Genomic DNA, 12,777 nt, shown 5'->3' on the forward strand with positions numbered 1-12,777 from the left:
GCTGCCGCTGCTCAACGAACTGCGCGCGGCGCGCGGCGCCGCGGGCCTGAGCGAAAGCGTGCTGTTCGCGCCCGACCTGCAGCGTCCGCTGCCGGCCGACCTGCCGCAGGCGGCGCCCGAGCCGGATCCGGCGCGCGGCCGCACGGCGGAACGGCTGGCGGAACTCAACGCGGCGATGGCGGGCTGGCCGGACGACGGCGCCCCGGCCGACCCGGCGGCGTTCGCCGCGACGCTGGAGGCGCTGCTGCCGCAAGCGCACGAGGAGCCGGTGCGGCGGATGCTGTGGGTCGCTTCGCGCACGATGCAGGCGCTGCGCGACGGCGCGATCGCGCCGGACGCGGCGTTGCGCCAGGGCTTCGCCGGCGTGGTGCGCGAGGCGCGGCAGCAGCTGCAGCACGACGGCTTCGGCGTGCCGTCCCCGGGGACCGCGCTCGAGCCGACCCGGCAGCTGCTCTACCACGTCGCCAACGACGGCGGCGAGCACCCGGCGCTGCGCGAACTGCGCGACACCTTCGACCTCGACGCACCGGCGCCGAGCGAAGCCGAACTCGACCACGCCCGCGGCAGCCTGCGCGGCCGCAACCGCGCGCTCCTGGACACGGTGGCGGGCGCGGTGAAGGAAGACCTGCTGCGGGTCAAGGACGTGCTCGACCTGCACCTGCGTACCGGCGAGCGCAGCACTGCCGCGCTGCAACCGCAGGTGGAGGCGCTGGGCCGCGTCGCCGATACCCTCGGCATGCTCGGCCTCGGCGTCGCCCGCACCGTGGTGCAGCAGCAGCGCGAGGCGATGGAGGCGATCGTGCGCGGCGACCGCCAGGCCGACGAGAACGCCCTGCTCGACATCGCCGGTTCGCTGCTGTACGTCGATGCGTCGCTGGACGACCAGGTCGCGCGCCTCGGCGACGGCGACGCCAGCGGCGACGAGGATCCGCTGGCCGGCGAATCGCGCAAGGCCGGGGAAGTCCTCGCCCGCGAGGCGATCGCCAACTTCGCCGATGCGCGGCAGGCGTTCGTCGCCTTCGTCGAGACCGGCTGGGACCACGGCGAACTGGTGGAGGTCCCGCGCCTGCTGCAGGAAGTCTCCGGTGCGCTGCAGATGCTCGAGCTGCCGCTGCCGGCCGGCTACCTGACCGGCGTGCGCCGCTATACCGAGGTCGAGCTGCTCGCGCGCAAGCGCGTGCCCAACGGCCGCCAACTCGACACCCTGGCCGATGCGCTGGCCAGCCTCGAGTACTTCCTCGAGGCGCTGCGCGAGCAGCGCGGCAACCGCGACGACATCCTCGACATCGCCCGCAACAGCCTCGAGACGCTGGGCTACTGGCCGTTGCCGCCGGAACAGGCGCCCGTCGCCGAAGTCGCCGCCGACGCCGGCAGCGGGCCGGCGGCAGCGCCCGAGGCGATCGCCGCCGGCGTGGCCGCGTTCATGGACCGTCCGCGCGGCGGACAGGACCCGCGCGCCGAATCCGCCGCGCCGGAACCGGCGGCGCCCGTGGCCTCGGCCCGACTGGACGGCGGCTTCGAGGCGGCGGACGAGGACATAGACGACGAGATCCGCGAGGTCTTCCTCGAGGAGTTCGCCGAGGAGATCGACAATCTCGACCGGCTGCTGCCGCCCTGGCGCGAGCAGCCCCACGACATGGAGCGGCTGCGCCCGATCCGGCGCGTGTTCCATACCCTCAAGGGCAGCGGCCGCCTGGTCGGCGCCCGCACTCTCGGCGAATTCAGCTGGAAGATCGAGAGCCTGCTCAACCGCGTGCTCGACGGATCGCGCGCGGCGACCCCGGCAGTCGTGGCGATGGTCGACCAGGCGTTCCGCACGCTGCCGCAGCTGCAGTCGGCGCTGCGCGGCGAGGCCGCGGTCGGGGTCGGGGTCGACCTGGCGCAGATGCAGGCCGATGCCGAGCGCATCGCCGCCGGCGACGAGGCGCTGCCGCGGCCCGCGGCCGTCCGTGCCTTGGCCCCGGCCGGCCCGCCCGAAGCGGCCGAAGGCGCCGCCCCGGAGCCCGGCATCGAAGCGCAGGTACCGGCCGCGGCGGATGCCCCGGCCGACGTGCCCAGCGCGGAGATCGTCAGCCCAGCCCCCGGCATGGTGCCCGCCTCGGTCGACGCGCTGCTGCTCGAGATCCTCGATGCCGAGGTCACCGGCCATCGCGCCACCGTGGACGCATGGGTGCAGCGCGCGGCCGCCGGCGACAGCGCGGCCGACGACGCCCTGCTGCGCGCGGTCCATACCATGAACGGCGCCTTCGCCATGGCCGAGGTGCCGGTGATCACCGAAGCGCTGGCACCGGCCGAGGCCTACATCCGCAGGATGCTGGCGGCCCAGGCCGTTGCCGATGCCGAAGGCGTCGCCGCGATCGGCGAGCTGTCGACGCTCGTGGGCGCGACCGTCGCCGGCCTGAAGTCCAGCCGTCCGCAGGTGCCGACCTGCGAGGCGCTGGCTGCAAGGTTGGCGGCGTTGCGCGACGGCCTGCCGGAAGTCCGGCCGGCACCGCCGGTCGATGCCGACGAAGACCAGGCCTCGTCGGCGATGGGGCCGGTGGAGGCGGAGCTGTCGGCGCTGGACCTGAGCGCCTACGGCGATCTCGCCGGCGCGGCGATACCGGAATTCGGGCGCGAATCCGGGGAAGACGCGGCGGCATCGCAACGGGACGGTGAGACTGAGCGCATGGAAGCCGAGTGCCTCGAGGTCGAGCGTCTCGAAGCCGAACGCCTCGAAGCCGAACGCCTCGAAGCCGAACGCCTCGAAGCCGAACGTCTCGAGGCCGAACGTCTCGAAGCCGAGCGTCTCGAAGCCGAGCGTCTCGAAGCCGAGTGTCTCGAAGCCGAGCGTCTCGAAGCCGAGCGTCTCGAAGCCGAACGCCTCGAAGCCGAACGCCTCGAAGCCGAGCGTCTCGAAGCCGAGCGTCTCGAAGCCGAACGCCTCGAAGCCGAACGCCTCGAAGCCGAACGCCTCGAAGCCGAACGTCTCGAGGCCGAACGTCTCGAAGCCGAACGTCTCGAAGCCGAGCGTCTCGAAGCCGAACGTCTCGAAGCCGAACGTCTCGAAGCCGAGCGCCTCGAGGTCGAGCGTCTCGAAGCCGAACGTCTCGAAGCCGAGCGCGTCGAGGCCGAACGCCTCGAAGCCGAACGTCTCGAAGCCGAGCGCCTAGAAGCCGAGCGTCTCGAAGCGGAACGTCTGCAGGCGGAGGAGGAGGCCGAGTACGCGCGCCTCGAAGCCGAATACGCGGAGCAGGACAGGCTTGCCCGCCTGGAGGCCGAAACGACCGCGGCGACCGGACCCGATGCCGATGCCGACGTGCCGGAACCGGCCCGGGCCGCGACTGCGCAGGCCGGGACGACACCGGCCGAAGACCCGGACGCGCCGCTCGACCTGGCCGGCCTGGACGCCGAACTGGTCGATATCTTCGTCGAGGAAAGCAGCGACCTGCTCGACCACGCCGACGGGCTGCTCGCGCAGCTGCGCGAAGCGCCGGGCGAACGCGAGCCGCTGGTGGGATTGCAGCGCGACCTGCACACCATCAAGGGCGGTGCGCGCATGGCCGGGATCATGGCCATCGGCGAACTCGGCCATGCGATGGAGTCGCTGCTCGAAGCGGTGGTCGAGCAGCGCTGCGAACTCGGCAACGACGGCATTCCGCTGCTCGAACGCGGCTTCGACCGCCTGCACGTGATGGTGACGCGCGTAGGCGAGCGCCGCGCCGTGGCGATGTCGGAGCGGCTGGCCGCGGAGTTCGACGCGCGTGCGCGCGGCGAGACGCCGGCGCCGCCGACCGAACGCGAGCCCGAAGCCGCGGCCGCACGGGCGCCGGCGCCGGCCGTGGAACTGGCGCCGCTGTCGGCGCCGATCGGCGACGAAGCCGCCGGCGACGGCGACGACATCACCGTGCGGGCGCCGCAGGAACAGGTGCGGATCCGCGCCGACCTGCTCGACCGCCTGGTCAACTACGCCGGCGAGGTGGCGATCTACCGCGCGCGCCTCGAGCAGCAGCTCGGCGCGTTCCGCGCGGCGATGGCCGAGATGGAGCAGACCAACACCCGGTTGCGGGACCAGCTGCGTCGCCTCGACATCGAGACCGAGGCGCAGATCATCGCCCGCTTCCAGCGCGAGGGCGATACCGGCGATGCCGCCTTCGACCCGCTGGAGCTCGACCGCTTCTCCACCCTGCAGCAGCTGTCGCGCGCGCTGGCCGAGTCGGCCACCGACATGACCAGCCTGCAGGGCACGCTCGACGACCTGACGCGCCAGTACGAGACCCTGCTGCTGCAGCAGTCGCGGGTGAGCTCGGACCTGCAGGAGGGCCTCATGCGCACGCGCATGGTGCCGTTCGACGCGCTGCTGCCGCGCCTGCGGCGGGTGGTGCGGCAGGCCGCGAGCGAGACCGGCAAGCAGGTGCAGCTGAAGCTCGATGGCGCCCAGGGCGAGCTCGACCGCAACGTGCTCGAGCGCATGACCGCGCCGCTGGAGCACATGCTGCGCAACGCCGTGGTGCATGGCCTGGAGGCGCCGAACGAACGCCGCGGTGCCGGCAAGGCCGAAGAGGGCACGGTCCGCATCGCGGTGCGCCGCGAAGGCTCCGAAGTGGTGCTCGAGGTCGGCGACGACGGCCGCGGCCTCGACCGCGAGGCGATCCGGCGCCGCGCCGAGCAACGCGGGCTGGTGCGCGCCGACGTGGTGCTCGGCAACAGCGACCTCGACGCGATGATCTTCGAGCCGGGCTTTTCCACCGCCGACGAGGTCAGCCGGCTGGCCGGCCGCGGCGTCGGCATGGACGTGGTGGCCAGCGAGGTGCGCCAGCTCGGCGGTACCCTCGACATCGATTCGCGCAGCCGCGAAGGCACCACCTTCACACTGCGCCTGCCGCAGACGCTGGCGGTCACCCAGGCGGTGTTCGTGCGCATCGGCGAGACCAGCTTCGCGGTGCCGATCGCCTCGGTGCGCGGCGTCGGCCGGATCGGGCGCGCGCGCATGGAGGACCCGCAGGCCCGCTATTCGTACGGCGGCGAGGAGTACGCGCTGCACGATCTCGGCAAGCTGGTCGGCCATGCGCCGGCGCGGGCCGACGGGCAGCTGCAGATGCCGCTGCTGCTGATCGGCGCCGGCGACCTGCGCGCCGCGGTGGCGGTGGACCAGATCGTCGGCAACCGCGAGATCGTGGTGAAGCCGGTGGGGCCGCAGGTCGCCTCCGTGCCCGGCATCTTCGGCGCCACCATCATGGGCGACGGCAGCGTGGTCGTGATCCTCGACGTCGCGCCGCTGGTGCGCCGCCAGGTGGTGCAGCCGCGCGAGGAAGGCGCCGCCGGGGCGTCGGAGCGGCGCCAGGTGCCGCTGGTGATGGTGGTCGACGATTCGGTGACCATGCGCAAGGTCACCGGCCGCGTGCTCGAACGCCACAACCTCGAGGTGGTGACCGCGAAGGACGGCGTCGATGCGCTCGAACGCCTGGACGAACGCGTGCCCGACCTGATGCTGCTCGACATCGAGATGCCGCGCATGGACGGCTACGAGCTGGCCACGCAGATGAAGGCCGATCCGCGCCTGCGCCGCGTGCCGATCGTGATGATCACCTCGCGCACCGGCGAAAAGCATCGCCAGCGCGCGTTCGAGATCGGCGTGGAACGCTATCTCGGCAAGCCGTACCAGGAGAACGAGCTGATGCGCAACGTGCTGGACCTGCTCGGGAGCGGACGCGGCGATGGTTGACGGCGCCACCCGCGTCGCGCTGCTGGCGCGTCCCGGCGACGCCCGCGAGCGCCTCGAATCGGCGCTGCGCGAGGCCGGGGCGGACGTCGTGGCGGTCGCAGATCCGACGTCCACCGATGCCGGCGAAGTCGCCGCGACCTCGCCGCAGGCGATCCTGGTGGCGTTGGAGCCGGCGATCGAGGATGCGCTCGACGCCTACGAAGCGCTGCTCGGCGATCCGCGGATCGCGGTGATCTTCGACGAGGCCGAACTGGCGGCGCAGCGCGCGGGCTGGGATGCCGCGCGCTGGGTGCGGCATCTGGCGGCCAAACTCAATCGCCACGACGACGTGCTGCCGCCCGGACGCGAGCAGGAAGGCGAGTGGCAGCCGTCGCCGGGACCGCTGTCGCCGGGTCACCGCGAAGCGTCGGCGCTCGACCTGGCATCGATCACGGGCGAAGTGCGGGCGGCCGCGGAAGACGTGCCGCGCGACGGCGCCCCGGCCGCCGTGGAGTCGCCCGGCCTCGCCGCGGCACCCGCGGCGTCGGCGACGTTCGACGCACCCGCAGCCTCCGCCGAGGACATCGCGCTCGGTGGCATCGCGCTGCAGGACGTGACCCTCGATGGGCTGGACCTCGAAGGACTGTCGCTGGACGACATCAGCTTCGAGGCCGGCGACGTCTATGCCGATGCGCAGGATCAAGGTGCGCACGATCAGGATGGGACGGCCGGTGCGGACGAGGCGGCCCCCATGGAGGCAGCCGGACCGGGTGCCGAGGGCGAGGCGGTCGCCCCCGATGGCGCGTCCGAGGACTCCGAACTGATGCTCGCCGACGAGGCCGCGGTGCCGGATTCCGCCTCCACCGACCGGCGCTTCAGCCAGGACCTGGCCGACCTGGAGGTGCGGATCGCCGGATTGGAGCTGGTCGACGCCGACAGCTACGGGCACGGCCCGGAGCGCGGCGCGGTGCTGATCGAAGGCGGGCTCGGCGGGCCGGACGCGGTGCGGCAGCTGCTGGCGGCGATTCCGTCCGGATTCCCGCGTCCGCTGCTGGTGCGCCTGCGCCTGGACGGCGGCCGCTACGACCGCCTGGTCCGGCAGATGGAGCGCGCCGCGCAGCTGCCGGCGGTGCTGGCCGAAGAGGGGCTCGGGGCCGAGGCCGGCCACGCGTATTTCCTGCCGCCGGACATCACGGTCGTGCGCGATCGCGGGCAGTTGTGCTTCGCGCGCGCCGAGGGTGCCGGTGCGACCCTGCCGGACGCGCTGCCGCCGGGCGACAGCGCGGTGCTGTTCCTCAGCGGCAGCGATCCGGCACTGGTCGATGCCGCCATGGGGCAGGCCTGGGGCGGTGCCCTGGTCGCCGGCCAGTCGCCCGAGGGTTGCTACGACGGGGCCGCGGCCGACGTCGTGATCGCCCGCGGCGGCGAGTCCGGCATGCCGAGGCAACTGGCCGCGCGTCTCACCGAGCGCTGGCCGCCCGCCGACCGCCCGGCCGGCGCAGATCTCGAGGAGCCAGAAGCGTGAGCGACGATCGCCAGGACATCCGCGGCGTGCTGATCCAGGTCCAGGGCGCGCGCCTGCTGCTGCCCAACGCCACCATTTCCGAGGTCCTGTCCTACGCCGACCCGGAGCCTGTCGCCGAAGCGCCCGACTGGCTGCTCGGCCGCATCCGCTGGCGTGGCTGGCAGCTGCCGCTGGTGGCGTTCTCGCGCATGGCCGGCATCGCCGCCGAGCAGGGCGGGATCGGCAGCAAGGTGGCGGTGATGAAGGCGCTGCACGGCAGCGAACGCATGCCCTTCTTCGCGCTGTTGACCCAGGGCTTCCCGCGCCTGGTCACCGTCGCCCGCGACGCATTGGTCGCCGACGCCGGCGAGGGCGCGTTGCCCGAGGGCGTGCGTACCCGCGTGCTGCTCAACGACGACCCGGCGCTGATCCCGGACCTCGACGCCGTCGCGGCCTCGGTGGAACGGGCGATGCAGCAGGCGGCCTGATTCCGTCCGCAGGCCAAGGCCGGCCGCCGGCCAAGTAGGACCGGGCGGGGCGGTCCCCGTCACGAACGCAATACCGACGCTCAAGCCGCTCCCAGGTCGCCGAAGCGCGCCTGCAGCGCTGCGATCGCGGCGATGCCCGCGGTCTCGGTGCGCAGCACGCGCGGCCCGAGGCGGATCCCGGCGAAGCCGGCGGCCTGCAGGAGGTCGCGGTCGCGGGCCGACCAGCCGCCTTCCGGGCCGACCGCGATCACCACCGGCGCGTCCCGCGGGACAGGCAGCGAGGCCACCGTCTGCGCGGCCCGCGGATCGAGCAGCAGCCGCGGCCCGCCCTCCGGCAGCGCGGACACCGACGCGGCAAGGGGCTGGACCGCGGCGACGCCGGGAACGCGTGCCCGACCGCTCTGCTCGCAGGCGGCGACCACCACGCTGTTCCAGTGCGCGAGCCGCTTGCCGGCGCGGGCGGCGTCCAGCTTCACCTCGCTGCGTTCGCTGCCGACGGGAACGAACCCGGCCACGCCCAGTTCGGTCGCCTTTTGCAGGATCCAGTCCATCTTCTCGCCACGGGCGATGCCCTGCAGCAGCACGATGCGCAGCGGCGACTCGTTGTCGACCGCGTGCATCGCCAGCACCTCGGCTTCGCCGCCGCGCTTGCCGGCCGCGACGATGCGGCAGTCGTAGTCGTGGCCGTCGCCGTTGAACAGCACGCAGGCGTCGCCTTCGCGCAGGCGCAGCACGCGCAGCAGGTGCGCCGCCGCGGCCTCCGGCAATGCGACGCGCGTGCCCGGGGCCAGCGAAGCGTCGAGGTAGGCGCGGGTCAGGCGCATGGGAATGGCGGCCTCATTGCGTCGCCTCGTCGATCGCGGCCCGCGTGGTCTCGGCCATCAGCTGCAACTGGTCGTCGTCGATGCAGTACGGCGGCATCCAGTAGAGAATGTCGCCGAGCGGGCGCAGCAACACGCCGCGCTCCACCGCGGCGCGGTACGCGCGCAGGCCGGTGCGGCGGGCGGGATCGAACGGCGTGCGCCGGTCGCCGTTCTCCGTCAGTTCGAAGGCGACGATCATTCCCGCCTGGCGCACGTCGGCGACGTGCGGGTGCGCCGCCAGCGGTGCGGCGAGGGCGGCCATCTTCTCCGCCGTGGCCCGGTTGCGGGCGAGTACGTCGTCGGCCTCGAAGATGTCCAGCGTCGCCAGCGCGGCGGCGCAGGCCAGCGGGTTGCCGGTGTAGCTGTGCGAGTGCAGGAACGCGCGCTCGCGCGAATCGTCGAGGAAGCCTTCGTAGATCGTCTGCGTGGCCAGTACCGCGGCCAGCGGCAGGAAGCCGCCGGTCAGGCCCTTCGACAGGCACAGCAGGTCCGGCATCACGCCCGCCTGTTCGCAGGCGAACATGGTGCCGGTGCGGCCGAAGCCGACCGCGATCTCGTCGGCGATCAGGAACGCGCCGTGCACGTCGCACAGCTCGCGCGCGCGCTCGAGGTACACGGGATCGTACATGCGCATGCCGCCGGCGCACTGCACCCGTGGTTCCAGCACCAGCGCGCAGATCTCGCCCGGATGCTCGTCGAACAGCCGCGCCAGCGCATCGCCCGCGTCCTCGGCGTGACCGACGGCACTCTGGCCTTCCCGGGCAAGGTAGGCGTCCGGCGACGGCGCGAACAGCGCCTCCATCAGCAGTGGCGCGTAGACCCGCCGGTACAGCGGGATGTCGCCGACCGACAGCGCGCCGATCGTCTCGCCGTGGTAACCGTTCTCCAGCGCGATGAACTTCGTGCGCCGCTCCTCGTCGCCGCGGTTCACGAACCACTGGAACGCCATCTTCAGGGCGACCTCGACCCCGGCCGAGCCGTTGTCGGCGTAGAACACCTTCGCCAGCGGCTCGCGGCCGGCCTGGCGCGGCGCCAGCGCCAGCAGCCGTTCGGCCAGTTCCACCGCCGGCAGGTGCGAGCAGCCCGCCAGGATCACCTGCTCGAGCGTGTGCGCCTGTCGCGCGATCGCCCCGGCGATGCGCGGCTCGGCATGGCCGAACAGGTTGGTCCACCAGCTCGACACTGCGTCCAGCGTGCGGCGGCCGTCGGGCGCGACCAGCCAGGCGCCGTCGCCGCGCGCGACCGGCAGCAGCGGCAGGGTGTCGGGGTGCTCGCGCATCTGCGTGCACGGATGCCACAGAACGGCGAGGTCGCGGGCGCGCCAGTCGTCGGCGTCGGCTAGAATGCCGGGATCGTGAATCTTCTCAGTCATCCCGGCATTATCGCCCGGCCGGCAGCCGGACTTCGACCGTGACGCGCCGGCTGCCGATCATCCACTCCATCACCGAGCACGATGCGGGCCCCTACCGGATGGAGCGGCTCGACCTGGAGTTCGGCAACGGCGAACGCCGCCGTTTCGAGCGCCTGCACGGCCGCGGCCACGGCGCGGTGGCGGTGGTGCCGCTGATCGACGACGACACCGTGCTGCTGGTGCGCGAATACGCCGCCGGCGTGCATCGCTACGAACTCGGCCTGGTGAAGGGCCGCATCGACGCCGGCGAGACGCCGCTGCAGGCCGCCGACCGCGAGCTCAAGGAGGAGGCCGGCTACGGCGCCCGCCGGCTGGACGTGCTGCGCACGTTGACGCTGGCGCCGACCTACATGAGCCATCTCACCTGGCTGGTGCTGGCCCGCGACCTGTATCCCGAGCGCCTGCCCGGCGACGAGCCGGAGGAACTGGAAGTGGTGCCGTGGAAGCTCGACGCGCTGCACGAGCTGATCCTGCGCGAGGACTTCTCCGAGGGCCGCTCGATCGCCGCGCTGTTCGTCGCCCGCGAGTACCTGCAGCGCCATGCCGGTCGCTGAGCGCGTCCGCGAAGGCGTGATCACCATCGCCCGCGAGGCGGCGGACGCGATCCTGCACGTCTATGCCGGTGAATTCTCGGTCGAGCACAAGGCCGACGCCTCGCCGCTCACCGCCGCCGACCTGGCCGCGCACCGCTGCATCGTCGAGGGCCTGGCGGCGCTGACGCCCGACATCCCGGTGCTGTCGGAGGAGTCGGCGCACGCCGTGCCGCTGGCGCTGCGGCGGCAATGGCCGCGGCTGTGGGTGGTCGACCCGCTCGACGGCACCCGCGAGTTCGTCAAGCGCAACGGCGAGTTCACCGTCAACATCGCCCTGGTCGAGGACGGCGTCGCGACGTTCGGCGTGATCCAGCAGCCGGTCACCAGCGCACTGTGGCACGGCGCGCCCGGCCGCGGCGCCTGGCTGCGCGAGGGCACCGGCGAGCGTGCGCTGCAGTCGCGCCGGCGCGCGCACGCGCCGCTGCGCGTCGCCGCCAGCCGCTCGCATCGCGACGGCCGCACCGAAGCGCTGATGGCGCGCATCGGCGAGACCGAACCGGTCGCGCTGGGATCGTCGCTGAAATTCTGCTGGCTGGCCGAGGGACGCATGGACGTGTATCCGCGTTTCGGCCCGACCAGCGAGTGGGACACCGCCGCCGGACAGGCGATCCTGGAGGGCGCGGGCGGCCTGGTGGTCGACCCGCGCGGGCGCCCGTTCCGCTACAACCAGCGCGACACCCTGCTCAACGGCGATTTCATCGCCCTGGGCGATCCGGCGCTGCCCTGGCGGGATTGGGTGCGACCCGTGCCGTAGAGCGGAGCTTGCTCCGCTTCCGGCTCCGGAGCCGGAGCAGCCGTGCAAGCTCGGCTCTACGAAGCTCATTGACTCAAGGATCTGGTACAGGCGATGACCGATACCCCAGGCGACATCCGACGGCTGCTCGAGATCATGGCGCGGTTGCGCGATCCCGAGGGCGGCTGCCCGTGGGATGTCGAGCAGACCTTCGCCACGATCGCGCCGTACACGATCGAGGAGGCCTACGAGGTCGCCGATGCGATCGATCGCGAAGACCTGCCCGCGCTGAAGGACGAACTCGGCGACCTGTTGCTGCAGGTGGTGTTCCACGCGCGCATGGCCGAGGAGATGGGGGCATTCGCCTTCGGCGACGTGGTCGACGCCATCTGCGACAAGATGGTGCGCCGGCACCCGCACGTCTTCGCCGGTGCCCCGGTGGCGGACGCCGAGGCGCAAACGCGCGAATGGGAGGCGCACAAGCGCCGCGAGCGGGCGGCGGGCGGCGAGACCGACGCCTCGGCGTTGGCGGGTATCGCGCGGGGACTGCCGGAGTGGCAGCGCGCCCTGAAGCTGCAGAATCGCGCCGCCAAGGTCGGCTTCGACTGGCCCGGGCCGGCGCCGGTGATCGCCAAGCTGCACGAGGAGATCGAGGAGGTGCGCGCCGAATTCGACGCCGTCGCCGCCGCCCCGGACGCCGCCGCCGCGCAGGCGCGGCTGGAGCAGGAACTCGGCGACCTGCTGTTCGTCGCCGCGAACCTGGCGCGGCATGCGCGGGTCGACGTCGGCACCGCGATGCGCCGCGCCAATCTCAAGTTCGAACGCCGCTTCCGCGCCATGGAGGCGCTGGCCGTGGAAGACGGCGTCCGCCTTGCCGATCTCCCGCTCGAGGCGCAGGATCGCTACTGGAACCGGGTCAAGGCCGGCAGTCCTTAAGCCCGGGCTTGCCTGGGCGAGCCGCGTTCGGCAGATGCCCCGTCGGCAGCTGCCGCGGCCGGGAAGGCCCAGCCGGGACGGCTGGGCTGGAAGGCCCGAAGCAGGTGTCGTGGCGCCGAGGAGGGTAGGATCGGATCGAGCGGAACCGACAGGAGCAGCGGAGCGAGCTCCGCTCTACGATGGGTGGGCCAGAGACCGGGAGTTTCACGATGAGCCGTTTCGCCAGCTTCCGCGAGTTCTACCCCTTCTACCTGAGCGAGCACGGCAACCGCACCTCGCGGCGGCTGCATTTCATCGGCAGTTGCGGCGTGCTGGTGCTGGTCGCGGCGGCGATCTGGCAGCGCAACGGCTGGTGGCTGCTGGCGGCGCTGGCCTGTGGCTACGGATTCGCGTGGGTGGGGCACTTCTTCTTCGAGAAGAACCGGCCGGCGACCTTCCGGCATCCGTTCTATTCGTTCGCCGGGGACTGGGTCATGTTCAAGGACATCCTGACCGGGAAGATCAGGTTCTAGCGTCCCCGGTCCGTTCCCGCACCGTTGCACGACGCGGCTTCGTCTGTCGTCGGC

General features: G+C 72.6%; 9 protein-coding genes and 2 pseudogenes. 8 read left to right on the top strand and 3 right to left on the bottom strand.

The features are described from left to right. Positions 1 to 1,423: 1,423 nt before the first annotated feature. Positions 1,424 to 1,798, top strand: a pseudogene (locus tag U3649_RS07285) (Hpt domain-containing protein); the annotation flags it as partial. Positions 1,799 to 2,270: 472 nt separating this feature from the next. On the opposite strand, the gene U3649_RS07290 reads toward U3649_RS07285, so the two are convergent. Next, positions 2,271 to 3,344 carry a pentapeptide repeat-containing protein gene (locus U3649_RS07290; RefSeq protein WP_407354568.1) on the bottom strand — a complete coding sequence of 358 codons (1,074 nt, stop codon included), beginning with the start codon at positions 3,342 to 3,344 and terminating at the stop codon, positions 2,271 to 2,273. A gap of 107 nt (positions 3,345 to 3,451) precedes the next feature. Here U3649_RS07290 and U3649_RS07295 point away from each other — a divergent pair. The 3 genes and pseudogenes from U3649_RS07295 to U3649_RS07305 all read left to right on the top strand — a co-directional run. After that, positions 3,452 to 5,704 (top strand): annotated as a pseudogene (locus U3649_RS07295) (response regulator); the annotation flags it as partial. Then, the gene (locus tag U3649_RS07300) at positions 5,697 to 7,208 is read left to right on the top strand and encodes a chemotaxis protein CheB (RefSeq protein WP_407354193.1); all 1,512 of its coding nucleotides are present in this window, start codon (positions 5,697 to 5,699) and stop codon (positions 7,206 to 7,208) included. The pseudogene U3649_RS07295 and the gene U3649_RS07300, both read left to right, overlap by 8 nt. Next, positions 7,205 to 7,675, top strand: coding sequence for a chemotaxis protein CheW (locus tag U3649_RS07305; RefSeq protein WP_407354194.1), 471 nt, complete (start codon positions 7,205 to 7,207; stop codon positions 7,673 to 7,675). Before U3649_RS07300 ends, U3649_RS07305 begins: the two co-directional genes overlap by 4 nt. Before the next feature lie 80 nt (positions 7,676 to 7,755). Here U3649_RS07305 and U3649_RS07310 read toward each other — a convergent pair whose 3' ends face one another. Together U3649_RS07310 and bioA are read right to left on the bottom strand one after the other, a co-directional pair. Then, positions 7,756 to 8,499, bottom strand: a complete 744-nt coding sequence (locus tag U3649_RS07310; RefSeq protein WP_407354195.1) for a 16S rRNA (uracil(1498)-N(3))-methyltransferase — start codon at positions 8,497 to 8,499, stop codon at positions 7,756 to 7,758. Positions 8,500 to 8,512: 13 nt separating this feature from the next. After that, positions 8,513 to 9,910, bottom strand: coding sequence for an adenosylmethionine--8-amino-7-oxononanoate transaminase (gene bioA, locus U3649_RS07315; RefSeq protein ID WP_407354196.1), 1,398 nt, complete (start codon positions 9,908 to 9,910; stop codon positions 8,513 to 8,515). Positions 9,911 to 9,948: 38 nt separating this feature from the next. On the opposite strand from bioA, the gene nudE reads away from it, so the two are divergent. The 4 genes from nudE (at position 9,949) to U3649_RS07335 (ending at position 12,723) form a co-directional block, all read left to right on the top strand. Next, positions 9,949 to 10,503, top strand: a complete 555-nt coding sequence (gene nudE / locus U3649_RS07320; protein WP_407354197.1) for an ADP compounds hydrolase NudE — start codon at positions 9,949 to 9,951, stop codon at positions 10,501 to 10,503. Next, positions 10,490 to 11,296 carry a 3'(2'),5'-bisphosphate nucleotidase CysQ gene (cysQ, locus tag U3649_RS07325; RefSeq protein ID WP_407354198.1) on the top strand — a complete coding sequence of 269 codons (807 nt, stop codon included), beginning with the start codon at positions 10,490 to 10,492 and terminating at the stop codon, positions 11,294 to 11,296. The genes nudE and cysQ overlap by 14 nt, the downstream gene beginning before the upstream one ends. A 93-nt stretch (positions 11,297 to 11,389) precedes the next feature. Then, positions 11,390 to 12,211, top strand: a complete 822-nt coding sequence (gene mazG, locus U3649_RS07330) for a nucleoside triphosphate pyrophosphohydrolase (protein ID WP_407354199.1) — start codon at positions 11,390 to 11,392, stop codon at positions 12,209 to 12,211. A gap of 209 nt (positions 12,212 to 12,420) precedes the next feature. After that, complete coding sequence (locus tag U3649_RS07335; protein WP_407354200.1) at positions 12,421 to 12,723, top strand: Mpo1-like protein; 303 nt, start codon at positions 12,421 to 12,423, stop codon at positions 12,721 to 12,723. Positions 12,724 to 12,777 lie beyond the last annotated feature (54 nt).

It is taken from the genome of Luteimonas sp. R10, assembly GCF_045689605.1.
Taxonomy (GTDB): domain Bacteria; phylum Pseudomonadota; class Gammaproteobacteria; order Xanthomonadales; family Xanthomonadaceae; genus Luteimonas.

Excerpts from the sequence above, each read along its gene's own strand:
- U3649_RS07300 (WP_407354193.1), top strand. The coding sequence starts at position 5,697 with ATGGTTGACGGCGCCACCCGCGTCGCGCTGCTGGCGCGTCCCGGCGAC.
- cysQ (WP_407354198.1), top strand. The coding sequence starts at position 10,490 with ATGCCGGTCGCTGAGCGCGTCCGCGAAGGCGTGATCACCATCGCCCGC.
- bioA (WP_407354196.1), bottom strand. The coding sequence starts at position 9,910 with ATGACTGAGAAGATTCACGATCCCGGCATTCTAGCCGACGCCGACGAC.
- U3649_RS07335 (WP_407354200.1), top strand. The coding sequence starts at position 12,421 with ATGAGCCGTTTCGCCAGCTTCCGCGAGTTCTACCCCTTCTACCTGAGC.
- mazG (WP_407354199.1), top strand. The coding sequence starts at position 11,390 with ATGACCGATACCCCAGGCGACATCCGACGGCTGCTCGAGATCATGGCG.
- U3649_RS07310 (WP_407354195.1), bottom strand. The coding sequence starts at position 8,499 with ATGCGCCTGACCCGCGCCTACCTCGACGCTTCGCTGGCCCCGGGCACG.